Genomic DNA, 21,678 nt, shown 5'->3' on the forward strand with positions numbered 1-21,678 from the left:
GTGTCGCACGCAAGCGCAGTGAACGGACCGGGAATCGCGGTCGTCATTCCGACTTTGAACGAAGCCGCGGGCATCGCGGCGGTGATCGATCGGCTGCGCGAGGATCTGCCCGACGACCGACCGGTGCGGCTGATCGTGGCGGATGGCGGGAGCAGCGATGCCACGCGCGAGATCGTGGCCGGCATCGCCGCGACCGACCACCGCGTGGCGCTGATCGACAATCCGGCGCGGCTGCAATCGGCGGCGGTGAACCTGGTGGCGCGGCAATGTGCAGGCTGGGCAGAACTGCTGGTGCGGTGCGATGCGCATGCGCTGTACCCACCCGGCTTCGTGCGCGCAGTGGCAGACGCGCTGGAGCGGAGCGGGGCCGATTCGGTGGTGGTGCCGATGGATTCGGAAGGCACCACGTGCACGGGCCGCGCGATCGCCTGGGTATCCGACACGCCGGCGGGATCGGGTGGATCCGCGCATCGCGGCGGGCGCGCGAGCGGTTATGTCGACCATGGCCACCATGCCGGCTGGCGGCTGGCGCGCTTTCTTGCGGCGGGCGGCTATGACGAAAGCTACAGCCATAACGAGGATGCCGAGCTGGATTGCCGGCTGAACCGCAGCGGCGGGCGGATCTGGCTGGATGCCGATATCCGCATCACCTACTTCGTGCGGCCCACGCTCGGCGCGCTCTGGCGGCAATATCGCAACTATGGCCGGGGGCGATCGCGCACCGTGCGCCGCCATCCCGGATCGATGCGTGCGCGCCAGCTGGCTGTGCCGGGGTTCGTGGCGGCGAACGCGCTGGCGTCGCTGCTGGGCCTGGTGTGGGGATGGGCGCTGCTGCTGCCGGCCGCTTATCTGGGGGCGTTGGGGTTTATCTCGGTGCAGGTGGCGCTGCGGCGGCGATCGGCGTGCGGGCTGCTGGCGGGGCCGGCCGCGCTGGTGATGCATGTCGCCTGGGCTCTGGGCTTCGCCGGCGGCATGCTGGCGATCCGCGAGCGACCTTGGCGGCGCGAGGCACTGGCATGACGGGCGCACGCAGCACGATCGTGACGCCGACCTATCGGCCGGACCTGCAGCTGACCCGCGACCTGTGCGCCAGCATCGACCGGCATTTCGCGATGGACTATCGCCATCTGGTGATCGTGCCGCGCAGCGACCGGCGGCTGTTCGCCGATCTGGCCGGGCCGCGCCGCGAGGTGTTGATCGCGGAGGATGTGCTCGGGCCGCTCGGCCTGTTCAAACTGCCGCTGCCTTCGCGAATCCATATTCCCGGTTTGATCGACAAGCGCTTGCGCGAACAATGGATCAAGCGCGGGCAGGGCCGGGTGGGCGGCTGGCTGGTGCAGCAGATCATCAAGCTAGCCTCGGCCTCACTCACTGATGACAAGCTGCTGGTGTTCATCGACAGCGACCTGCACTTCATCCGCACGGTGGACGACGCCCTCTATCGGGTGGGCGGCAAGGTGCGGCTGCACCGCAACCCCGGCGGGCTGGCGAGTGCGGCGCACCATGACTGGCGCCGCAGCGCGATCGCGTTGCTGGGGCTGGACGGCGCGGCGGTGCCTGAGGAGGGCTATATCGGCAATGTCGTGACCTGGCGGCGCCCGGTGCTGCAGGCGATGCTGGCACGGATCGAGGCGGTGACCGGGACCGATTGGGCAAGCGCGGTGGTGCGCGCCAAGGCCGTGTCGGAATATATGCTCTACGGCTATTTCGTCGCGCACGGCGGCGCGGGGGAAACCGGCCATGCGATCGAGCCGTTCGGCGGCGTCCATTCGCTGTGGCGCGATACCGCGGAGGCGAAGGACGCCTTCCTAGGCGGGTTGCGGCCCGAGCATGTGGCGATCCACATCCAGTCCGCGATCACCACCGATCCAGCCGCGCGCGCCGCGCTGATCGCGGAAGCATCGCGCCGTCAGGGGGCAGCGGCGTGACGATCGGCCGCGCGGCCGGCGGCACCGTCTGGAACATCCAGATCCTGCGGTTCGTGGCGGCGGCGATGGTGCTGTTCGGCCATCTGCAGCACGAAGTGACGCAGCGCCCGGCGATGGCGGACGGGTTCCAAGCGGTCGATCTGGTCTGGTGGGCGGGCGGCGTCGACATCTTCTTCGTGATCAGCGGCTTCATCATGTATCACATCGCCGGTCACGAGTTCGGCGCGCCGGGCGCGGCGCGCAAGTTCGTGGTGCGGCGGCTGATCCGGCTGGTGCCGCCCTACTGGGCGTTCACGCTAGTCGCGCTGGCGGTAATGGCGCTGCTGCCCGCGCAGATGGCAATGAACAGCAGCAGCCTAGGGCATATCCTGGCGTCCTTCGCATTCCTGCCGTGGCCAAACCCGGCGGGGGACTATTTCCCGGTGCTCGTGCTGGGTTGGACGCTGAACTACGAGATGCTGTTCTACGCGATCTTCGCGCTGGGCCTGCTGTTTGCGCGGCGGATCGGTCTGCCGCTGATCGCGGCGCTGCTGCTGGTGCTGGCAGCGGGGCAGATGTTCGACTGGTGGCGCGACGACTGGCCGCTGGGTGCCTGGCGCAATACGATGATGATTGAGTTCCTGTTCGGGATCGGCATCGCGATGCTGCACGAACGCGGGGTTCGGCTGGGCGTGGCGGGGGCTTGGATCGTGATCGCCGCGGGTCTGGGGAGCCTGATTGCGATGCCGCTGTTCGGTTGGGCGGGCGGCGACTGGACGTGGCGCTTCCTGTGGGCTGGCGGGCCGGCGCTGCTGCTGGTGGCGGGCGGCGCGCTGATCCGCGACGAGGGAAGGCCCGGCCCGGTGCGCCGGCTGTTCGTGTTCGGCGGCGACACGTCCTATGCGCTCTACCTGTCGCACCCGTTCGTGCTGAGTGCCGCGGCGATGGCGGCAGCCGCGATCGGGATGGACGATGCATGGACCTACATCATTATCGCGGGCGCCGCGTGCTTGCTGGCGGCGGCGGCCTGGTTCGTTATCGTGGAACGACCGACCTATCGATGGTTGACCCGTGCCTATGAACGGCGGTGGCCATCGCGGTCGTCCGCCCGAACCGTCGGCGTGACGGCTCGCTCATGAAGCGTCGGAACCGCAGCAGGCGGGCTGTCGCATTTGCGGTGTTGTCGCTTGCTGCGACTCCGCTGGCGGCCGTCGCCCAGCACCCGATTATTCTAGAACGGCTGCAGGGTTGGAACGCCGCGGCTCCTGCACCTCCCGCCAACGCAATCAGGGACGTGGTGAAGGCGCGGGCACAGCAGATCTACGGGGAAAACGGTACTTGTGCAGCGTCCGAAATCTCGATCGACAACGTCGAGCCGGCGACCGCCGACCGCTTCGCCTTCAACGCGCTCGTTCGGGCTGCGGTAAAGAATGCTTGGTTCGTGACGGCCCGGATCCCCGGCTGCGATCCGGTGCCGGTGCGCTATATGATCACCCGCCAGCTTGACGACACTCTCACCACGGTGCGCGTGAATCGCGGCAATTCACACGCCTGGGAATCGCTGATCGGCGATACGCTTCCCAATGCCATATTGGCCGCGGATGCAGCGCTCGAGCGTTCAGGTAAGAAGTGCCAGGATAACAAGCCGGTCCTCGGCATCCTGCGGATCGAGTCCGAGCAAACCGGACTCGGGGCCAAGGTCTTCGGCATTCATTATCAAGGCAGCTGGGCTGAGGTCTGGCCGGTAGCCATGTGCGGCAAGATTGTCGAAGTAACGGTCGAATTCACTGCAGATGGAGATGGTGGCGCCTACACGCGCATTCCCGGTGGCAGGGTCCGCGTTCTCCCTTGAGGAAATGCCAGGCGCCACGGCCCCGCCGGCACGTGACGCCCTGCGAGCACCTTACTCGATGATGATCGCGAACACCCGCCAGCCGCCATCCTCGCGCGCGAGGGTGACGGTTTCGATGGCGTCGGGCTTGTTGGCGAAGCTGGTGCGGAACTTGACGACGTCATAGCCATCGGGCGGCGCGGGGAAATTCTGCTGGCTGAGCAATGTGCGCGATGCGACCGCGCCGAGCGGCACGCGCACCTTCTCGGAAGTATCGGCCCACACCTTGGCGGAATTGATCTTGCGGAACGATGCGCCGAACTGACGATAGCTTTCATCCCAGCGGCCCTGATCGACGAGAGTGAGGAACTGGCGCGCGGTCTCGGTAGCGTCGGACACCGGGGTAGCGGCGGCTCCGGCTTCGACGGGCGGGGTGGCGGCGGGCTGGGCCGCGAACAGAAGAGCGAGAACTCCGAGGGCAAGCGTCATCGCGATTACTCCGATCATCAGGGGGCTCACCGGCCCCCGGTCCGCGCCGCTGCTCGGCGCGCCCTCGTCATCGGATCGGGCGGGGTCGGCGTCGTCCCCAAAAGGCGTGTCCCCAAGGCTTTCGGGGGCGGTGGCGGCGGTAGCGTTGCCTTCCGCATCGAGCAGCAGACGGGCCGCTTCGCGACTGCTGGAGACGCCCATCTTGCGCCGGGCATCACGCAACCGTTCGTTGATCGTATGGATCGACAAATCGAGCGCGCGCGCGATCGACTTCGCATCGTGCCCGCGCACCATCAGGCGCAGCGTTTCCTTCTCCTTTTCGGTGAGCGACCAAGAGGCGTGATCGATCGGCATGTTCATGGCATCATGGACTAGGTCGGGCAGCGGGGGCCAGCCACCCCGAAAAATTCGTACCCGCCGCCACGCTCCACGGTTCGAGCAATGCGCTTTCCGCGGCACCCCGGCGACCCTATGGATCGATCAGGGAATCGAGGAGCCGACCATGAAGACCCGTGCCGCCGTCGCATTCGAGGCGAAGAAGCCGCTCGAGATCGTCGAGCTCGATCTGGATGGGCCGAAGGCGGGCGAAGTGCTGGTCGAGATCATGGCGACGGGCATCTGCCACACCGATGCCTACACGCTGGACGGGTTCGACAGCGAAGGCATCTTCCCTTCGATCCTGGGCCATGAAGGCGCGGGTATCGTGCGCGAGGTCGGCGCGGGCGTAACCAGTGTGGTGCCCGGTGACCATGTGATCCCGCTCTACACACCGGAATGTCGGCAGTGCAAAAGCTGCCTCAGCGGCAAGACCAACCTGTGCACCGCGATCCGCGCGACGCAAGGGAAGGGTCTGATGCCGGATGGCACCACGCGGTTCAGCTACAAGGGTCAGCCAATCTATCATTATATGGGCTGTTCGACCTTCTCGAACTTCACGGTGCTGCCCGAGATCGCGGTCGCCAAGATCCGCGAGGACGCGCCGTTCAAGACCAGCTGCTACATCGGCTGCGGGGTGACGACGGGCGTGGGCGCGGTCGTGAACACCGCCAAGGTGCAGGTGGGGGAGAATGTCGTCGTCTTCGGGCTCGGAGGGATCGGGCTGAACGTGATCCAGGGCGCGAAGCTGGCGGGCGCGGCGAAGATCATCGGCGTCGACATCAACCCGGACCGGGAGGAGTGGGGCCGCCGCTTCGGCATGACGGACTTCCTGAACTCGAAGGGCCTGAGCCGCGAGGAGACGGTGGCGAAGGTGCTGGAGCTGACCGATGGCGGCGCGGACTATACGTTCGACGCGACCGGCAATACCGAAGTGATGCGCACCGCGCTGGAGGCGTGCCATCGCGGATGGGGCACATCGATCATCATCGGTGTGGCCGAAGCCGGCAAGGAGATCGCGACCCGGCCCTTCCAGCTCGTGACCGGGCGGAACTGGCGCGGCACCGCGTTCGGCGGGGCCAAGGGGCGGACAGACGTACCCAAGATTGTCGACTGGTACATGAACGGCCAGATCGAGATCGATCCGATGATCACGCACGTGCTGACGCTGGACGAGATCAACAAGGGGTTCGACCTGATGCATGCGGGCGAGAGCATCCGCAGCGTCGTCCTGTATTGAGTGGGAGCGGGACCATGTTCAGCCATGTCCATATCGGCAGCAACGATATCGCGCGATCCAAGCGCTTCTACGATGCGATCATGGATGCACTGGGGGGTGCAACGAGCTGGAAGGATCCGGACCGCGATCGCTGGTTCTGGGTGCGCGATGATGCCTTCCTGGTTGTCGGCACGCCGCTCGATGGCGAGACGGCAACGGCCGGGAACGGCATGACAGTCGGGTTCAAGGTCATGTCGCCGGAGCAGGGCGACGCCTGGCACGCAGCGGGGCTGGCCAATGGCGGTAGCGCGATCGAGGACCCGCCCGGGCTTCGCGATCGTGGCGCACGCGGGAAAATCTACCTCGCCTATCTGCGCGATCCGGACGGCAACAAACTCTGCGCGCTGAAGATGATGGGAACGGCGGCTTGATGATCGAGACGATTTCCACCACGAAGGCGCATGGCGGCATGCAGGGCGTCTACCGCCATGCATCCACGGCGACCGGCACGGACATGACCTTCTCCGTCTTCGTGCCGCCACATGAGGACGGCGCACGGCTGCCGGTCGTCTGGTATCTGTCGGGACTGACCTGCACGCATGCGAACGTGACCGACAAGGGCGAGTATCGCGCCGCCTGCGCCGAGTTCGGCCTGATCTTCGTCGCACCCGACACCAGCCCGCGCGGTGACGGCGTGCCGGACGATGCCGAGAGCGCCTATGATTTCGGGCTGGGCGCGGGCTTCTATGTCGATGCGACCGAACCGCCGTTCGCCGAAAATTACCGCATGTGGAGCTATGTGACCGAGGAATTGCCGGCGCTGATCGCGGCGGAATTTCCCGCCGACCCGAGCCGGCAATCGATCATGGGCCATTCGATGGGCGGTCACGGCGCGTTGACGATCGGGCTCAGCTTCCCCGATCGCTTTCGAGCAGTCTCCGCCTTCGCGCCGATCGTGGCGCCGTCTCGGGTGCCTTGGGGGCAGAAGGCGCTGCACGGCTATCTGGGTGATGACCGGACCGCGTGGGCGCGACACGACGCGGTGGCGCTGATCGAAGCCGGGGCAAGGGTGCCGGACCTGCTGGTCGATCAGGGCGACGCCGATCAGTTCCTGGCCGAGCAGCTGAAGCCCGACTTGCTGGCAGCAGCTTGCGAACGCGCCGGGATCGCGCTGACGCTGCGGATGCAGCCCGGCTACGACCACAGCTATTATTTCATATCGACCTTCATGGCGGATCAGCTGCGCTGGCATGCCGATCGGTTGCGCTGAGTGACCGAACCGGCCGGCGCGAGCCTGCGTACGCTCCAGCGGATCGCGGTCGGGGGCGGGACAGGCGCTATCGCACGGCCGATCGCGATCGAGATGCCGGTCGCGATCGAGGTCAACGGCATCGGCTATGCCGTGCTGATGGCAACGCCAGCCGACCTTGCTGATCTGGCGACCGGGTTCGCGCTGGCGGAGCGGCTGGCGGATGCGGCCGCGGACGTCGAGGATGTGGACCTGCACCATGTGGACGACGGCGTGATCGCGCGGATCACGTTGCGTCGCGATCTGGCCGGACGGATCCTGGAACGGGTTCGGCACCGGGCATCGGAATCGGGCTGCGGGCTGTGCGGCATCGAGACGATCGAGCAGGCGCTGCGTCCGTTGCCGCCGCTTGCGGCCGGCCCCTTGGCGGAAGACGCAGCGATCTTTCGCGCTCTGGCGGCGCTGGCCGATCATCAGCCGCTGAACCGCGCGACCGGGGCGGCGCATGCGGCGGCGCTGTGCGCGGCCGACGGCACGATCCGGTTGGTGCGCGAGGATGTCGGCCGGCACAACGCGCTCGACAAGCTGGTCGGCGCGATGGCGCGGGGCGGGCTGGGCTGGGACGGCGGCTTTGCGCTGATGAGTTCGCGCTGCTCGTTCGAGCTGGTCGAGAAGGCGGTGCTGGCAGGCTGCCCGCTGCTGGCGACGATTTCCGCGCCGACCACGCTGGCACTGGCGCGCGCCGCGGCGGCGGGGCTGGCGCTGCGCGTGCTGGCGCGCGGGGATGCGATGCTGGCGGGCTGAGCGGCACGCGGAATCGACGAGCCGTGGCGGACGGGGTTCGGCGCGTGCCAATTCCTTTTGACTTACGCAGGTTGCAGGGTTCTACATCGGCATTCGTGGCCGCCGCGATTCCATCGCAGGGCCGGCCGGAGAGAGGGGCTAGGAATGAACAAACAGGAGCTGATCGGCGCGGTCGCGGATGCGACGGGCCTCGGCAAGGGCGACGCGACCCGCGCGGTGGAGGCGGTGTTCGATACCGTCGGCGGCGCGCTGAAGAAGGGCGACGAGGTGCGGCTGGTGGGCTTCGGCACCTTTTCCGTCAGCAAGCGCAAGGCATCGACCGGGCGCAACCCGCGGACTGGCGAGCCGATGACGATCAAGGCATCGAGCCAGCCGAAGTTCAAGGCGGGCAAGACGCTGAAGGATTCGGTGAACTGAACGGCGGGCGCCGGGCACGCCCGGCGCCGCATCGCCCGCGATGGCCGGCCCCGTATTCGGGCGCATCGCATTCGGGCTGGACAGCGCGGCGGCGCTCCCTTAATCGGCCGCCTTCACGAAGCGTGGGCGCATAGCTCAGCGGTAGAGCACACCCTTCACACGGGTGGGGTCGCAGGTTCAATCCCTGCTGCGCCCACCACGCTTCGGGCCGCGACGGCGGCCGCATCCCGCATCAGCGGACGTAGATCTTCCCCTTCAGTTTCTCGGCGGCGTCGAGCAGGTTCGTGCTGCGATATTCGTACACCGCGTTCGGCGTGTCGGGCGCGATGATGCGAAGGCGCGCGGTCTGGCCGGGGGCGAGATCGACCTTATTATCCGTGACCCAGCCCGAATCCTGCGGGGCGACGCGGGCGAGGCCGAAGAAGGTCTTGGCCGCGAAGTTGTGCTTGCGATCCGAGCGGTTGCGGATGGTGATCGTGTAGGGGCGGCCGGCGCGCAGGTTGATGCGCGACGGCGTGAAGCGATCATTGTCGACGGTGATCGCGACGGGGGTGCCGCGGTTCCAGTTGACTGCGGGCTGGGCGATCGCGGGGGCGGCGGCGAGCGTGGCGAGGGCGAGGAGGGCGGGGCGGATCATGCGGGCTCCGTGGGACGGGGAAACGCGGGGGCAACGCGCTGCAGCCCGAAAACGATCCTAGCCGACCTGTTCGACGGAGAGCGTGCCGGCGGGCAGCGGGCGGATCAGATCGGCGGCGGGGACCGCGGGATCGAGCCAGCGCGCCCAATCCGCGGCGGGCAGCAGTACCACCTGGCGGCTGTGGTAGGGGGCGACATCGGGGCCGGGTTCGGTGGTGAGCATCGTGAAGGCTTCGCCGACGGCGCGATCGGTGCGCCAGAGGCCGGCGATGCAGAACCAGCCGCGGCCCGCGCCAGCGTCGGCCCAGCGGAACAGCCACTTGTCCTTGCGCTTCTTCGCCTTGTCCGCAGGCGTGGTGAATTCATAGAAGCCATCGACCGGGATCAGGCAGCGACCCTTGACCAGATCGCGCCCCTCGCTGCGATAATTATAGACCGGCTTGCCGGAGGGGCCGGGCCAGCTCCACCGCCGGGTGACGAGTTCGGCGGCGCCATCCGCATCGCCCCCCGCAGCGCGGATGATGACGGTGGGATCGGTGATCCGCACGCTTTCCAGCGGCGCCATGTTGGGCAGCCCTTCGGGAAAGCGCAGCTCGATCCCGGTCTGGCTCCAATCCTCGCGCAGCAGGCCGAGTTCGATGCGGCGGGCAGCTTCGTTGCACATGGCGCCGAGGATCGCGCGATGCGGCCGCCACGGCAAGCACCGCGATCAATAGGCATACCAGGGCGCGCGCGCGCAGAGCGGGTGGCGGCGGACGGGGCCGGGATCGGGATAGACGGGGAAGTGGGTCTGCACATCCGACTGGGCCGGGTACACGATCGGCTCCGGGGCCGGGTCCGGGGAGGGCGGCGGCGGCGCGGGCGGCGTGACGATTGCGGGGGTGGGTGCGGCGGCGGCAGCCTCGGCGGCCTGCGCGGCTTCCCTGGCGTCCCAGTCGGCAATGTAACGGGCCACCACCTCGGTCGGCGTTTCCGCGCGCGGGGGGACGGGGGCGTGATCGAAGGCAGCCGGGGCGCGCCGGGACGCGGCCGCGTGGCCATGCGGGCGGCGGGGCGGGCGGAAGCCGAAATGGGCATCGCGCGCGGCGGCGGTGGCGGCGATCGCGGGGGCGAGCGCGGCGGCGTGCAGCGCATCCTGCGCGGCGGCCTCGCGCAGGGTGAGATCGCGGCTGTAGCCGGGATCGCCATACGCCCCTTCCTCATCACCGTCATAGCCGGGGGGCGGGGGGAAATCGGTGCGCCAGATCCCATCCTCGCGCCAGACGCCCTGCAGCCGGCCGAGCGCCTCGTCCGCGCTGGGCGGGGGCGGATCGGCATGGGGCAGATCCTCGTCGTCCGCCTCGTCCAGTCCCGTTTCGGGACGAAGTTCACACGGTTCAAGGGGCTGGCGGACGGCGAGGAACAGGGCGAGCGCGGCGGCCCCGGGGCCGGCATCGGCGGCGGGGAGCATGGCCGGGGCATCGCGATCGATGGCGTCCGCGGGGGCGGGGGCGGCGAGGGCGGGGTCGGTCGCGCCGAGCGCGGGCAGCGCGGGGGCGGGATCGACCAGATCGAGGAAGCTGGCGAAATCCTGCGCGACGATGCGGGCCAGCGCGGCATCGCTGCCGGCAGGCTGATCGCACTCCGCCAGCCGATCGAGCCGGGCGAGCATCGCCAGCCCCAGCCGGTTATCGTGGCGGTGGCGGGTGGCGACATCGCCCTCGCGCGTGATGATATCGGCCTGGCCCTCGATCGCGCGTTCCATCAGCGCATCGGCCAGCCGCGCGCGGGCGACCAGCAGCGCGGCATCCCAGCCGATCCGGAACGCGGCGCCACGCGGCGACAGCCGCAGCGCATAGGCCGCCCGCGCACTCATCCCGCACGCCGCCGCAGCGGCGCGCACGACCCCGCCTTCGGCCAGCAGCTCGAGGAAATTGCGCTGAAGCGCAGGCGACCAGCCATCGCGGCGAGGAGTGTGGATCATCCTCGCAATATAACCGATCTGGTTCGTGTAGGAAAGTTGGGAGTACTGTTTTGCTATTTGCCTTCATTCGGAAACGAGAGAAGCAAAGGGTTGACCGTACCGTGCAGCGAAACGGGACGGCCTGGCTGGCTTGACACCGCTCGCGGTCAGCAGCCATCTTTACTGCATTCTGGACTTTGCGATGTGGCATCAGCGGAGAGCTGCTAAAATGACTGACCTCAATACGCCAGACGCAAACTCGTCGCAGAGTGCGCTACTGTCTGCAATTGACGCAAAGATCGGCGAAGTCCGAGTTGATGCGATCGACTTTTCGTTCGGTGAGCTTGTAAACCTCAAAGTAGAGAATGAGATAAAAATTGATCCAGAGTACCAACGACTATTTCGATGGTCACCTGAACAGAAGTCAAGATTAGTAGAGTCTGTACTGCTCAAACTTCCTGTACCTCCTATATTCTTTATTGAAAATGAGGATGGTCGATATGAGCTTATTGACGGACTGCAACGAGTGAGTTCGATGATTCAATTTATCGAGCCTGCGGCTATCGATCTTGATGAGTTGGAATTGCGCGGATGCGATATTATTGGTGATCTCAATGGTATGACCTTCAACAAACTCCCGCTAACGCTACGCCTTCAAGTAAAGCGGTCATCAGTAAGAGCAGTTATCATAAAGAGGCAGAGCAGACATTTCCTAAGATATGAAATGTTCAAAAGACTGAATACCGGGGGATCTGAGTTAAGCCAGCAGGAAATTAGAAATTGTTCAGCTAGGCTATTTGGCGATTTCGGTATAAGATTCTATGAGTTTCTTATAAAGCTGTCGAATAAGGAAGAATTCTTTAAGGTTACTGAGACGCTTGCCGACGTTGAGATAGAGAAGCGTGGTAGAGAGGAGCTTGTCCTTAGATTCTTCGCGGCGAAGGATGGTCAGTCGTACTATCATGGACATATAGCCGACTGGCTAGACGACTACATGGAGTTCGTACTGCGCTCGGGAGAGTTCGACTTTGATAGGCAAGAGGAGGAATTCGCAAAGGTATTTGATGCGATTGGTAGAGTGCTAGGCGACAATGCCTTCTGTAAGTTGAAAGACGGCCGCCCTATAGGGGGGTTGGCCCCTGCTCACTACGAAGCGATCGCTATCGCATTTAGCAAAAAGCTCGATAAGGTGACGAATTTAGACTCGGAATCACTGAATGCATCAGTGGTTGCTGCGCGCCAATCTGCGGATTTCCGGTCCAATGTAGGGGCCGGTGCCAATAATAGAACGAAGCTTCGCGGGAGAATTGCGGCTATCGAGTCGGCAATCGATAAATTGTAATGACAGCCTCAGTATCACTCAAGAAAACGATTGATCATGAGTTATCTTGGAGGGAGGCAGAGTTAGCTATACTAAAGATCAATCTTCAAAAATCATCAACAAATATGGTTGAATTCAGGATATCCTATCGGTCGTTTTTGGCAATGACGTACGCGCATTATGAGGGATATACTAAGAGACTATTGGCGCAGGGCCTTGAGGATATTCACCTATCAGGGGTTCCGATCCATAAGTGCGTAGTTGGAATTCACAAGACTGCAGCATTGCCCGAAGTCAGAAGAAAACTTAATTCCATGTCAAGCGAAAGTCTTTACGAGCATCTCTTGAAGGGTATACTCGTTTTCGATGAGGTCAATCTTCCAAATCCAGATGCTATACTGGATCGCGGTAATCTAGACATTCCGACTATTACTTGGGCTATGGCGTTGATTGGTGTTAATTTCGATAATTTCGTAGAGCATCGACAGTCAATAGCGCGGCTGACGCATTTGAGGCATAAGTGCGCCCATGGCGAAGTTATTACGTTGGACCCACTGAAAACAGTCCCGGACATATTGAAAGACTGCTATTCTCTACAAGACAATATCATTCTGTTTATGCATAAGTTAGCAGTTTATCTTTTAGACTACTTTGATCAGAAGCAGTATGTTGCTAATTGAGGATTGTGCCTGAGCTTCTGATTGCTCGCGTTGTGGCTGGCAATATGAGAATTCCACTATTTCGCCACCACTCGCTTCCTTGCCACCCGCTTCGCCTTCGGTTTCTCGGCTGGCTCGCCGCCGGCACGGGCCTCCAGCAGCGGCTTCAGATAGCGGCCGGTATAGCTGCGGGGTTCGCGGACGACATCCTCGGGGGTGCCGGTCGCGACGATCTCGCCGCCCTTGTCGCCGCCTTCGGGGCCGAGATCGATCACCCAATCCGCAGTCTTGATGACTTCGAGATTATGTTCGATCACCACCACGCTGTTGCCCTGTTCGACCAGCGCGTGGAGCACTTCGAGCAGCTTGCGGACATCCTCGAAATGGAGGCCGGTGGTGGGCTCGTCCAGGATGTAGAGCGTGTTGCCGGTGGCGCGGCGGCTGAGCTCCTTGGCCAGCTTCACGCGCTGCGCCTCTCCGCCGGACAGCGTGGTCGCCTGCTGGCCGACCTTGACGTAGCCCAGCCCCACTTCGGCCAGCATCGCCATCTTGTCGCGGATGGGGGGGACGGCCTTGAAGAACTCGACCGCATCCTCGACCGTCATGTCGAGCACGTCGGCGATCGACCTGTCGCGGAACTTCACTTCCAGCGTCTCGCGGTTGTAGCGCTTGCCGTGGCAGACATCGCAGGTGACGTACACATCCGGCAGGAAGTGCATCTCGATCTTGATCAGGCCATCGCCGGTGCACGCCTCGCACCGCCCGCCCTTGACGTTGAAGCTGAAGCGGCCGGGCTTGTAGCCGCGCGCCTGGCTTTCGGGGAGGCCCGCGAACCAATCGCGGATGTTGGTGAAGGCGCCGGTATAGGTGGCCGGGTTCGACCGCGGGGTGCGGCCGATCGGCGACTGATCGATATCGATCACCTTGTCGAGATATTGCAGCCCCTCGATCTTTTCATGATGGCCGGCGAGCATGCGCGCGCCGTTGAGCGTGCGCGCGGCCGAGGCGAACAAAGTGTCGATGGTGAAGGTGGACTTGCCCGAGCCCGAGACGCCGGTGACGCAGGTGAAGGTGCCGAGCGGGATCGACGCGGTGACATCCTTCAGATTGTTGGCGCGCGCGCCCCTCACGGTGAGCTTGCGGCCATTGCCCTTGCGGCGGGCGGCGGGCAGCGGCACGGCGCGGCGGCCGGAGAGATAATCGCCGGTCAGGCTATCGGGATGGGCGAGGATATCGGCCAGCGTGCCTTCCGCCACGATCGCCCCGCCATGGACGCCGGCGCCGGGCCCCATATCGACGATATGATCGGCGGTGCGGATGGCATCCTCGTCATGTTCCACCACGATGACGGTGTTGCCGAGATCGCGCAGCCGCTTGAGCGTGACGATGAGCCGGTCATTATCGCGCTGGTGCAGGCCGATCGAGGGTTCGTCGAGCACGTAGAGCACGCCCGACAGGCCGCTGCCGATCTGTGACGCCAGGCGGATGCGCTGGCTCTCCCCGCCGCTGAGCGTGCCCGAGGTGCGATCGAGGTTGAGGTAGTCGAGCCCGACATTGTCGAGGAAGCCGAGCCGCTCGACGATCTCCTTCAGGATCGGGGTGGCGATCTGGCGCTGCTGATCGTTGAGATGATCGGGCATGGCGCGGAAGAAGGCGAGCGCGGGGCCGACCGCGCGGCGGGTGGACATCGAGATATCCTCGCCCGCGATCTTGACCGCGCGCGCCTCCGGCTTGAGGCGGGCGCCGTTGCACACCTCGCACGGGCGGGCGGACTGATAGCGCGCCAGCTCCTCGCGCATCCACGCGCTTTCGGTGCTGAGCATGCGGCGATCGAGATTGCCGATCACGCCTTCGAACGGCTTGTTGACCTCATACGCCTTGCGGCCATCGATGAAGCGCAGCACGATCGGCTTGCCCCTAGTGCCGTGGAGGACCGCGTCCTGCGCCTCCGTCGGCAGCTGGTTCCACGGCGTATCGAGATCGAAGCCATAGGCCTTGGCGACCGAGGCCAGCACCTGCATGTAATAAGGCGAGGGCGGCTGGCTCTTGGCCCAGGGCACGACCGCGCCCTTCTTGATCGACAGATTTTCGTTGGGGACGACGAGCGCGGGATCGAAATAGAGTTTTTCGCCCAGCCCGTCGCAGGCCGGGCAGGCGCCCTGCGGCGCGTTGAACGAGAACAGCCGCGGCTCGATCTCGGCGATGGTGAAGCCCGAGACGGGGCAGGCGAATTTCTCGGAGAAGGTGAGCCGTTCGGCGACGCCATCGGGCAGGGCGAGCGCCTTGATGCCCTTCTTCAGCGTCTCGCCCTCGGCCGCGGGCTTGTCCGCCACCACATCGACATAGGCCAGCCCCTCGGCCAGCTTCAGCGCGGTCTCGAAACTCTGCGCGAGGCGGGTCTCGATCTCGGGACGGACGACCAGGCGATCGACGACGATGTCGATGTCATGCTTGTACTTCTTGTCGAGCGCGGGCGCGTCCTCGATCTCGTACACGGTGCCGTCGATGCGGACGCGGGTGAAGCCTTCCTTCTGCCACTGCGCCAGTTCCTTGCGATATTCGCCCTTGCGGCCGCGCACGACGGGGGCGAGCAGCAGCAGCCGCGTGCCTTCCGCCAGCGCCATCACCCGATCGACCATCTGGCTGACGGTCTGCGCGCTGATCGGCAGGCCGGTGGCGGGCGAATAGGGAATGCCGACCCGCGCCCACAGCAGGCGCATATAATCATAGATCTCGGTGACGGTGGCGACGGTGGAGCGCGGGTTGCGGCTGGTCGTCTTCTGCTCGATCGAGATGGCGGGCGAGAGCCCCTCGATATGATCGACGTCGGGCTTCTGCATCAGCTCCAGGAACTGGCGCGCATAGGCCGACAGCGATTCGACATAGCGGCGCTGCCCTTCGGCATAGATGGTGTCGAAGGCGAGGCTGGACTTGCCCGAGCCCGACAGGCCGGTGATCACGGTCAGCGTCTCGCGCGGGATCTCCAGCGAGACATCCTTGAGGTTATGCTCGCGCGCACCGCGGACGGAGATATGAGTCAGCATGGCCGCGTCTGTTCCAGATTTGTTCGGGATCGGCAAGCGCCGGGGACAGCGGCCTAGATGGGGTGAGGGTGGCGCGAGGCAAGGGTGGGATTAGGCCTGCAGGCGCTTCGAGAAGGTCTTCGAGACGGGCCGGAAGCCGTGGCGTTCGAAGAAACGGTGCGCGCCATCATTGTGCAACCCGCTTTCAAGGAAGGCCCATTGCATGCCGCGGCGAACCCCCTCCGCCTCCGCAAAATCTACGAGAGCTGCGCCGACCCCAGCCGACCGCTGCGCCGGATCGACTACCAGATCCTCCACTACCATGAACGATACGCGCGGCGTGATTTCCCACAGGAGTATTACAGCGCCAACTAAGACGTCCCCCAATCTGGCAATGGCGACCGAGCGATCCGGGCCGAGTTCCGCAAAATCCTCGCGCATCCGGACATCGAGATCCGCCGCCCAGCTTCGCCCATCAAGGCTAAGGCCGGTCTGCACCTCGCCATGGCTGATGTAAGCCGTATCGCGCCGGATATTGGCCGCAAAGAAAGCCGCGATGGCCGGCAGGTCGGCGGCGTCCGCCCAGCGATAGTCGATCATGTTTTCACTTGTAGGCGAGCGGATGCGTGACGGGAAGCGCGCTTCCATCGATGGTGCCGAGCCATCCGCCGATTACCGCACACTCATATTTCGCGGTCATATATTCATAGAATTGGCGGCGGCGTCGTTCCAGTTCGTCCGGGGCGACATCCGCTGCGCCATCCTCAGTCAACACAATATTGAGCGCGCCCTGCATGTTTGGAATGTCCCACGCCACGATAAGATCGCTGCAAAGTGGATCGAAGATGTCCCTGAGTTCCTTCGTATAATTATCTCGCAGATCCTCCCACAGTGCGCGAAAGCCCCATTCGGTGCATGTGTCAAAATACCAAGCGACCCAGCTGCCGAATACATCCTCATCAATCAACCTTTTAATGCGTAGACGCGCCGCGATCTCGAACAGGTTGCAATTCATCTCGTAATATTTGCGGGCGATCATCGCGATCTTCCGTGCGTCCATCAGCTTGCCATACTCGTCCTTGACCTTGATCGCCCCGAGCCGGCGGACTGGGGCCAGGTGCAGCTTCATCTGCGGGACCAATTCCGGGTGACGGGCCTCGAACTCGAAGACCCGGTTCGATTCGATTTCGAGCCGCTGATAGATTTCGATCTTCCGCGCCTCATGGCGATCATGCTCATCGGCCCTGCGATCCTGTTCCGCCCTGCTCAGTTGCCGGCTGAACGTGAACGCTGCGAAGAGAAGCGCAAGCACCTGCACGATATCGCCAAGCGCGATGACCTTCATATCGACGACAGGCATTTCCGTCCCCCGAATCGGAAATAGGTGAGGTAAGATTAGGGGGGTGCGTGATTATGACAATGGCGCAGCCGCGGCCTAATTCGATCTGCCTATGCCATGCGAGACAAGGAAAGGCCGACAGTTCCCGTTCTTTGGTAGAGATGCCTGCTAGCGTTAAGTGACCTAGCATATACAATGGGCCGCACTTGTGGGAAACTTCATCCATCGGGTCCACGGTATAAGTGGCCGCGGCGACCGTGGCGGAGTGGCGTGCAAACGATCCGGATCATATGACTTGATTCAATTCGCCCGCTTCGTGGAGCGGACGACCCACATTTTCGAAAAAGCCGTCGCCGTTTATAGCGGCCGACGTGGCCACGCCGGTGCTGGGGAGCGCGTCTACGGGCGGCATTCCTGGCCATCGCGAACCCACGCCAGGTTCGCAGCGCCAGCCGCAGCGCCGCAGTTCGAGCGGCTGCTGAACGACGGGCTGGTGCTGCGCGAGGAATGGGATGCTCGGCGGCTGCTGACGATGCTGGACGGCGACGCGCGGATCGGACCGGGCTGAGCGCGAAAGCGAAGGCCCGCCAGCCGCTTGCCCCTGGCCCGCCCGCGTGCGAGGCTGGCGGCGCAGTAGCTGGAGGTTGGCATGGCCGTTCGGGCAGGGATGATCGGGGTGACGCTGGTCGCGGGTCTCGTGGCTGGCACCGCGGCGGTCGCGCAGAAGCCGGCCGGCGCGCCGGCGGGCGAGCGGGTGGCGCGGTGCATGATCAAGACCGCCGAGGCCGAATGGAAGGGCGCGTGCCGCTTCGCGCGGGGCGAGAACGGATCGTTCGCGGTGACCCCGCTGGAAGGGCCGGTCGGCGGCGCTTCCACCATCAACGTATCGGTCGTGCGGTACGGCATCGCCGAGGTGAACGGGTTGACCGCGGACGGCGTGAATTCGCGCTGGGGCTGGGCACGGCGCTGGTGGGACGAGCGCGGCTATGACGTGATGGGCTTCGGCCAGCGCGCCTGGGACGAGCGCGGCTGCTGGTTCGGGCGGGATTTCCGGGTCTGCGCCTACTAGGGCTGAAGGGCTCGCTCTCGATTGCCCTGAGCCTGTCGAAGAGCCGTTCCTTCGCCGTGGCGGAAGACGGGCAGGACTTCGACAAGCTCAACCCGAACGGGCTTCGGGCCCGGGGCTTACAGCCAGCGCACCTTGCCGGTGGACAGGCTGTAGACCGCGCCGACGACGAGCAGTTCGCCGCGTTCCTGCGGTTCGAGCAGCATCGGTTCCGAATAGGTCTGCAGCCGTTCGACCATGCGGCGGACATTTTCCTCGACCGCATGCTCGACCAGATCGGCGTCCGCTGCCGACCCGTTCGCGCGCTGGGCGGCGATGACCGACGGCAGGATCGGTTCGATCATGCGGCCGATGCTGCCGGGGAAGCGGGCATCCTTCGTGACGACATCGGTGGCGGCGGCGACCGCGCCGCACTTTTCATGGCCGAGCACAACGATCAGCGGCACCTTGAGCGCCATCACCGAATATTCGATCGAGCCCATGCCCGCGATATCGACATTGTTGCCGGCGGTGCGGACGATGAAGAGTTCACCGAGGCCGGCGCCGAACAGCTGTTCCGGGCCGACACGCGAATCCGAGCAGCCGACCAGCGTGGCGAATGGCTGCTGCCCCTGCGCCAGCGCGAGCCGCCGTTCGCGCGAGACATCGGTTTCCAGCGGGCGATCGGCGACGAACGCCTCGTTGCCGGCCTTCAGGCGGGCGAGCGCTTCCTGCGGGGTGGGCTGGCCGGTTTCGGCGGCGGCGGGCGATGCGACTTGAGTGGCCATCTGATCCTCTTGAAAGCGGGCGGACGATCGGGCTGCGGCCCGATCGATGGGGCATATCGGCAAGGATTTCGAGCGGCGTATCGCTGAACCGTGACGTTTTCTTGCTGCGGCGCGGTGACGGCTGCGATCAGCGTTCCGGACCGATCAGCGCGACCGAGATGAGCGTGGTGGCAAAGCGTGTGCCTTCGACGATCACCGGCCGGTCGATCAGATGCTGGGGAATGCGATCCATCTCCAGCCAGAACTCGACCCCGTCGTCTCGGCGCAGCGCATAGCATTCGCCCTTCATCACGAGCCGGCCGCGTTCGTGGCACCGGGCGCTGGGGCGGGTCTGCAGGTCTTGCATCGGAGAGCTCCCCCATCGTGGTCGCTATCCTCTCCTGCCGGTGATGTTACCGATCGATGACCCCGGCCGCAAGCGGGGCGGGCGGATCAGCCGATCGCGACGCCATCGCGGCGCAGGCTGCGCACGAAGGATTCGAGCAGCAGCGGATCGAAATGACCCTCCCAGCTGCGCATCCGTGCGATCGCCTCTTCGGGTGTCCAGGCATCCTTGTAGGCGCGGTCCGACGTGACCGCATCATAGACGTCGCAGATCGCGCCCATCCGCGCATAGAGGCTGATCGCTTCGGCCGAGAGGCCGTGCGGATAGCCGGTGCCGTCATATTTCTCGTGATGATGCAGGCAGACATCGAGCGCGACCGCGGGCACGCCCTTCGTATCGCGCAGGAATTCGGCACCGCGCTCGGGATGGCTGCGGATGGTGACGAACTCATCATCGGAGAGCCGGCCGGGCTTGTCGAGTACGGCGACCGGGATCGCCATCTTGCCGAGATCGTGGAGCAGCCCCGCCATCCCGATTTCGTGGAACAGGCTGCCGTCCAGCCCGATCTCGCGCGCGAGATTGATCATCAGCGCGCAGACCGCGACCGAATGGAGATAGGTATATTCGTGGCGGCTCTTGAGCCGGACGACGCCGATCAGTGCGTTGCGGTTGCGCAGCACGGACGCGGTGATCTCCTCGACCAGCTTGGCCGCACGGTGAGGATTGACCGACTTGCCGAGCCGGGCATCGGTGAACATGCGCGTGACCGTGGCGCGCGACCGGGCGAGCAATTTGGTGGCGCGGACGATCTCCTCGGCCTCGCTGCAGGGGCCTTCCGGCTTGGGCGGGCGATGCGGCAGCGGGCGCGGGATCGGGCGGATCGGGGCAGCCGCCGCGACCGGCGCGCGCGGGGCGGCATCGGCGCTGAGCTTCATGTCGACGAGCACGGCCGAGGCCGTGCATTGGCGGATCCTGGCGAGATCGGCTTCGGTCTCGATCCTGAACGCGCTGCGCCAGAAGGGATGATCGAACCACGAGCCTTCGAAGCCATGGACATACATGCCCATGCGGACCTGATCGGGCGGGACGCGCTTCAGCATGTCGTGCGTACGGCCCCCCGAACCGCGATGTCCCGACCGTGCCCCCACGGCCGCGATCACAATCAACTGTTAGCCGAGCGTAATTAACGCAAAGTTATCGCGCGGGGAGGCGACACAGTGGCGACCAAGAAAAAGGGCGACCCGTTGCCGGGCCGCCCTGATCCTGCGAACGCCGGCGCCCCCGCGAAGGACGGCACCGGAGATGCGACGGTCTTGCTTACTTGAGCTCGACAGTCGCGCCGGCTTCCTCGAGCTGCTTCTTCAGCTTCTCGGCCTCGTCCTTGTTCACGCCTTCCTTGACCGCCTTCGGGGCGCTCTCGACGAGCGACTTGGCTTCGGTCAGGCCCAGGCCGGTGATGGCGCGGACTTCCTTGATGACGTTGATCTTCTTGCCACCGTCGCCGGTGAGGATCACGTCGAACTCGGTCTTCTCTTCGGCGGCCGGAGCGGCGGCACCACCACCGGCCGGGGCGGCAACGGCCACCGCGGCAGCGGCGGACACGCCCCACTTCTCTTCGAGCAGCTTCGAGAGCTCGGCCGCCTCGAGGACGGTCAGGGCCGAAAGGTCGTCAACGATCTTCTGCAGGTCTGCCATTGTAAGTCTCCGTGAATATCATGCCGCCACCGGATGCGCCGGCGGCGGCCAGTTCCAGTAAAGGTCAGGCGTCTTCCTTGGCCGCATAGGCCCCGAACACGCGCGCAAGCTGCCCCGCCGGCGCCTGGATGATCTGCACAACCTTGGTCGCGGGAGCCTGAACCAGGCCCACGATCTTGGCGCGCAGCTCGTCGAGCGACGGCAGTTCGGCCAGCGCCTTCACGCCGGCCACGTCGAGGACGGTTCCGCCCATCACGGCACCCACGATTTCCAACTTGTCGTTGGTCTTCGCGAAATCGACGATCACCCGGGCCGGGGCCACGGGATCGCCGGAGGTGCTGAGCGCGGTCGGACCAACCAGCATCTCGGAGAGGCTGTTATAGTCCGTGCCCTCGGCGGCAATGCGGGCGAGCTTGTTCTTCGAAACCCGATAGCTGGCGCCGGCATCGCGCATCTTGTTCCGAAGCACAGTGGACTGCGCGACGGTGAGGCCACGATTGCGCGTCACGACGACGACGCTCGTGGACTCGAAGCTGCTCTTCAGCTCGGCAACCAGGTCGGCCTTTTGAGCTCGATCCATGCCACACTCCTTCAAACACCGCCGCGGAACATCC

25 protein-coding genes and 1 tRNA gene are annotated in these 21,678 nt (G+C 65.0%); 14 read left to right on the forward strand and 12 right to left on the reverse strand.

Translation table 11 applies throughout. The features are described from left to right. Positions 1-18 precede the first annotated feature (18 nt). The 4 genes from ABC347_RS00415 to ABC347_RS00430 are packed head-to-tail and all read left to right on the forward strand — an operon-like array spanning position 19 to position 3,759. Positions 19-1,020 (forward strand): glycosyltransferase family 2 protein, encoded by a 1,002-nt coding sequence (locus ABC347_RS00415; protein ID WP_413243820.1) that lies wholly within the window; start codon positions 19-21, stop codon positions 1,018-1,020. Next, complete coding sequence (locus ABC347_RS00420; RefSeq protein WP_413243821.1) at positions 1,017-1,928, forward strand: DUF6492 family protein; 912 nt, start codon at positions 1,017-1,019, stop codon at positions 1,926-1,928. The genes ABC347_RS00415 and ABC347_RS00420 overlap by 4 nt, the downstream gene beginning before the upstream one ends. Next, on the forward strand, positions 1,925-3,046 hold the full coding sequence (locus tag ABC347_RS00425) for an acyltransferase family protein (protein ID WP_413243822.1): 1,122 nt from the start codon (positions 1,925-1,927) through the stop codon (positions 3,044-3,046). The genes ABC347_RS00420 and ABC347_RS00425 overlap by 4 nt, the downstream gene beginning before the upstream one ends. Further along, the gene (locus ABC347_RS00430) at positions 2,995-3,759 is read left to right on the forward strand and encodes a hypothetical protein (protein ID WP_413243823.1); all 765 of its coding nucleotides are present in this window, start codon (positions 2,995-2,997) and stop codon (positions 3,757-3,759) included. Before ABC347_RS00425 ends, ABC347_RS00430 begins: the two co-directional genes overlap by 52 nt. A gap of 51 nt (positions 3,760-3,810) precedes the next feature. Here ABC347_RS00430 and ABC347_RS00435 read toward each other — a convergent pair whose 3' ends face one another. Next, entirely contained in the window at positions 3,811-4,587 is a 777-nt protein-coding gene (locus tag ABC347_RS00435; RefSeq protein ID WP_413243824.1) for a helix-turn-helix domain-containing protein, read from the reverse strand. A gap of 142 nt (positions 4,588-4,729) precedes the next feature. Between ABC347_RS00435 and ABC347_RS00440 the strand changes: the two genes are divergently transcribed. The 6 genes from ABC347_RS00440 (at position 4,730) to ABC347_RS00465 (ending at position 8,490) form a co-directional block, all read left to right on the forward strand. Next, positions 4,730-5,842, forward strand: a complete 1,113-nt coding sequence (locus ABC347_RS00440) for an S-(hydroxymethyl)glutathione dehydrogenase/class III alcohol dehydrogenase (protein WP_413243825.1) — start codon at positions 4,730-4,732, stop codon at positions 5,840-5,842. A gap of 14 nt (positions 5,843-5,856) precedes the next feature. Then, on the forward strand, positions 5,857-6,252 hold the full coding sequence (locus tag ABC347_RS00445; RefSeq protein WP_413243826.1) for a VOC family protein: 396 nt from the start codon (positions 5,857-5,859) through the stop codon (positions 6,250-6,252). After that, positions 6,252-7,091 (forward strand): S-formylglutathione hydrolase, encoded by an 840-nt coding sequence (fghA, locus tag ABC347_RS00450; RefSeq protein WP_413243827.1) that lies wholly within the window; start codon positions 6,252-6,254, stop codon positions 7,089-7,091. Before ABC347_RS00445 ends, fghA begins: the two co-directional genes overlap by 1 nt. Continuing rightward, positions 7,092-7,874: a formate dehydrogenase accessory sulfurtransferase FdhD gene (fdhD, locus tag ABC347_RS00455; RefSeq protein WP_413243828.1), complete on the forward strand. Its 783-nt coding sequence runs from the start codon at positions 7,092-7,094 to the stop codon at positions 7,872-7,874. It abuts the gene before it with no gap. A gap of 144 nt (positions 7,875-8,018) precedes the next feature. Continuing rightward, positions 8,019-8,291 carry an HU family DNA-binding protein gene (locus ABC347_RS00460; RefSeq protein ID WP_413243829.1) on the forward strand — a complete coding sequence of 91 codons (273 nt, stop codon included), beginning with the start codon at positions 8,019-8,021 and terminating at the stop codon, positions 8,289-8,291. Between the two features lie 124 nt (positions 8,292-8,415). Then, positions 8,416-8,490, forward strand: a tRNA-Val gene (locus ABC347_RS00465). Positions 8,491-8,523: 33 nt separating this feature from the next. Here the strand turns inward: ABC347_RS00465 and ABC347_RS00470 are convergent. The 3 genes from ABC347_RS00470 to ABC347_RS00480 are packed head-to-tail and all read right to left on the reverse strand — an operon-like array spanning position 8,524 to position 10,890. Next, entirely contained in the window at positions 8,524-8,928 is a 405-nt protein-coding gene (locus ABC347_RS00470) for a cupredoxin domain-containing protein (RefSeq protein ID WP_413243830.1), read from the reverse strand. 57 nt (positions 8,929-8,985) lie between these two features. Further along, entirely contained in the window at positions 8,986-9,591 is a 606-nt protein-coding gene (locus tag ABC347_RS00475; protein WP_413243831.1) for an SOS response-associated peptidase family protein, read from the reverse strand. A gap of 45 nt (positions 9,592-9,636) precedes the next feature. Next, positions 9,637-10,890, reverse strand: a complete 1,254-nt coding sequence (locus ABC347_RS00480; protein ID WP_413243832.1) for a hypothetical protein — start codon at positions 10,888-10,890, stop codon at positions 9,637-9,639. Positions 10,891-11,098: 208 nt separating this feature from the next. On the opposite strand from ABC347_RS00480, the gene ABC347_RS00485 reads away from it, so the two are divergent. Both ABC347_RS00485 and ABC347_RS00490 read left to right on the forward strand, forming a co-directional pair. Next, entirely contained in the window at positions 11,099-12,211 is a 1,113-nt protein-coding gene (locus ABC347_RS00485) for a DUF262 domain-containing protein (RefSeq protein WP_413243833.1), read from the forward strand. Further along, a complete protein-coding gene (locus tag ABC347_RS00490; protein WP_413243834.1) occupies positions 12,211-12,870 on the forward strand; it encodes an MAE_28990/MAE_18760 family HEPN-like nuclease in 660 nt (219 codons plus the stop codon). Before ABC347_RS00485 ends, ABC347_RS00490 begins: the two co-directional genes overlap by 1 nt. Positions 12,871-12,926: 56 nt before the next feature. Here the strand turns inward: ABC347_RS00490 and uvrA are convergent, their stop codons facing one another. The 3 genes from uvrA to ABC347_RS00505 all read right to left on the reverse strand — a co-directional run bounded on the left by uvrA (position 12,927) and on the right by ABC347_RS00505 (position 17,232). After that, complete coding sequence (gene uvrA / locus ABC347_RS00495; RefSeq protein ID WP_413243835.1) at positions 12,927-15,893, reverse strand: excinuclease ABC subunit UvrA; 2,967 nt, start codon at positions 15,891-15,893, stop codon at positions 12,927-12,929. Positions 15,894-15,983: 90 nt separating this feature from the next. Next, positions 15,984-16,472 (reverse strand): GNAT family N-acetyltransferase, encoded by a 489-nt coding sequence (locus tag ABC347_RS00500; RefSeq protein ID WP_413243836.1) that lies wholly within the window; start codon positions 16,470-16,472, stop codon positions 15,984-15,986. Positions 16,473-16,476: 4 nt separating this feature from the next. After that, the gene (locus ABC347_RS00505; protein WP_413243837.1) at positions 16,477-17,232 is read right to left on the reverse strand and encodes a hypothetical protein; all 756 of its coding nucleotides are present in this window, start codon (positions 17,230-17,232) and stop codon (positions 16,477-16,479) included. Positions 17,233-17,506: 274 nt separating this feature from the next. On the opposite strand from ABC347_RS00505, the gene ABC347_RS00510 reads away from it, so the two are divergent. Continuing rightward, positions 17,507-17,779, forward strand: a complete 273-nt coding sequence (locus ABC347_RS00510; protein ID WP_413243838.1) for a hypothetical protein — start codon at positions 17,507-17,509, stop codon at positions 17,777-17,779. Between the two features lie 81 nt (positions 17,780-17,860). Further along, the gene (locus ABC347_RS00515) at positions 17,861-18,280 is read left to right on the forward strand and encodes a hypothetical protein (RefSeq protein WP_413243839.1); all 420 of its coding nucleotides are present in this window, start codon (positions 17,861-17,863) and stop codon (positions 18,278-18,280) included. 116 nt (positions 18,281-18,396) lie between these two features. Here the strand turns inward: ABC347_RS00515 and ABC347_RS00520 are convergent, their stop codons facing one another. The 5 genes from ABC347_RS00520 to rplJ form a co-directional block, all read right to left on the reverse strand. Further along, positions 18,397-19,044 carry a carbonic anhydrase gene (locus ABC347_RS00520; RefSeq protein WP_413243840.1) on the reverse strand — a complete coding sequence of 216 codons (648 nt, stop codon included), beginning with the start codon at positions 19,042-19,044 and terminating at the stop codon, positions 18,397-18,399. Between the two features lie 127 nt (positions 19,045-19,171). After that, the gene (locus tag ABC347_RS00525; protein WP_413243841.1) at positions 19,172-19,390 is read right to left on the reverse strand and encodes a DUF5818 domain-containing protein; all 219 of its coding nucleotides are present in this window, start codon (positions 19,388-19,390) and stop codon (positions 19,172-19,174) included. Positions 19,391-19,476: 86 nt separating this feature from the next. Next, positions 19,477-20,469: a cyclic di-GMP phosphodiesterase gene (locus ABC347_RS00530; protein ID WP_413243842.1), complete on the reverse strand. Its 993-nt coding sequence runs from the start codon at positions 20,467-20,469 to the stop codon at positions 19,477-19,479. Positions 20,470-20,686: 217 nt separating this feature from the next. After that, complete coding sequence (gene rplL, locus ABC347_RS00535) at positions 20,687-21,064, reverse strand: 50S ribosomal protein L7/L12 (RefSeq protein ID WP_413243843.1); 378 nt, start codon at positions 21,062-21,064, stop codon at positions 20,687-20,689. Between the two features lie 64 nt (positions 21,065-21,128). Next, positions 21,129-21,644 carry a 50S ribosomal protein L10 gene (gene rplJ / locus ABC347_RS00540; protein WP_413246968.1) on the reverse strand — a complete coding sequence of 172 codons (516 nt, stop codon included), beginning with the start codon at positions 21,642-21,644 and terminating at the stop codon, positions 21,129-21,131. Between the last annotated feature and the right edge of the window lie 34 nt (positions 21,645-21,678).

This window comes from Sphingomonas canaveralia (assembly GCF_047238125.1).
Classification (GTDB): Bacteria; Pseudomonadota; Alphaproteobacteria; order Sphingomonadales; family Sphingomonadaceae; genus JBDFMH01.

Excerpts from the sequence above, each read along its gene's own strand:
- ABC347_RS00420 (WP_413243821.1), top strand. The coding sequence starts at position 1,017 with ATGACGGGCGCACGCAGCACGATCGTGACGCCGACCTATCGGCCGGAC.
- ABC347_RS00435 (WP_413243824.1), bottom strand. The coding sequence starts at position 4,587 with ATGAACATGCCGATCGATCACGCCTCTTGGTCGCTCACCGAAAAGGAG.
- ABC347_RS00440 (WP_413243825.1), top strand. The coding sequence starts at position 4,730 with ATGAAGACCCGTGCCGCCGTCGCATTCGAGGCGAAGAAGCCGCTCGAG.
- ABC347_RS00445 (WP_413243826.1), top strand. The coding sequence starts at position 5,857 with ATGTTCAGCCATGTCCATATCGGCAGCAACGATATCGCGCGATCCAAG.
- fghA (WP_413243827.1), top strand. The coding sequence starts at position 6,252 with ATGATCGAGACGATTTCCACCACGAAGGCGCATGGCGGCATGCAGGGC.
- ABC347_RS00460 (WP_413243829.1), top strand. The coding sequence starts at position 8,019 with ATGAACAAACAGGAGCTGATCGGCGCGGTCGCGGATGCGACGGGCCTC.
- ABC347_RS00470 (WP_413243830.1), bottom strand. The coding sequence starts at position 8,928 with ATGATCCGCCCCGCCCTCCTCGCCCTCGCCACGCTCGCCGCCGCCCCC.
- ABC347_RS00475 (WP_413243831.1), bottom strand. The coding sequence starts at position 9,591 with ATGTGCAACGAAGCTGCCCGCCGCATCGAACTCGGCCTGCTGCGCGAG.
- ABC347_RS00480 (WP_413243832.1), bottom strand. The coding sequence starts at position 10,890 with ATGATCCACACTCCTCGCCGCGATGGCTGGTCGCCTGCGCTTCAGCGC.
- ABC347_RS00485 (WP_413243833.1), top strand. The coding sequence starts at position 11,099 with ATGACTGACCTCAATACGCCAGACGCAAACTCGTCGCAGAGTGCGCTA.
- ABC347_RS00490 (WP_413243834.1), top strand. The coding sequence starts at position 12,211 with ATGACAGCCTCAGTATCACTCAAGAAAACGATTGATCATGAGTTATCT.
- uvrA (WP_413243835.1), bottom strand. The coding sequence starts at position 15,893 with ATGCTGACTCATATCTCCGTCCGCGGTGCGCGCGAGCATAACCTCAAG.
- ABC347_RS00500 (WP_413243836.1), bottom strand. The coding sequence starts at position 16,472 with ATGATCGACTATCGCTGGGCGGACGCCGCCGACCTGCCGGCCATCGCG.
- ABC347_RS00505 (WP_413243837.1), bottom strand. The coding sequence starts at position 17,232 with ATGCCTGTCGTCGATATGAAGGTCATCGCGCTTGGCGATATCGTGCAG.
- ABC347_RS00515 (WP_413243839.1), top strand. The coding sequence starts at position 17,861 with ATGGCCGTTCGGGCAGGGATGATCGGGGTGACGCTGGTCGCGGGTCTC.
- ABC347_RS00520 (WP_413243840.1), bottom strand. The coding sequence starts at position 19,044 with ATGGCCACTCAAGTCGCATCGCCCGCCGCCGCCGAAACCGGCCAGCCC.
- ABC347_RS00525 (WP_413243841.1), bottom strand. The coding sequence starts at position 19,390 with ATGCAAGACCTGCAGACCCGCCCCAGCGCCCGGTGCCACGAACGCGGC.
- ABC347_RS00530 (WP_413243842.1), bottom strand. The coding sequence starts at position 20,469 with ATGCTGAAGCGCGTCCCGCCCGATCAGGTCCGCATGGGCATGTATGTC.
- rplL (WP_413243843.1), bottom strand. The coding sequence starts at position 21,064 with ATGGCAGACCTGCAGAAGATCGTTGACGACCTTTCGGCCCTGACCGTC.
- rplJ (WP_413246968.1), bottom strand. The coding sequence starts at position 21,644 with ATGGATCGAGCTCAAAAGGCCGACCTGGTTGCCGAGCTGAAGAGCAGC.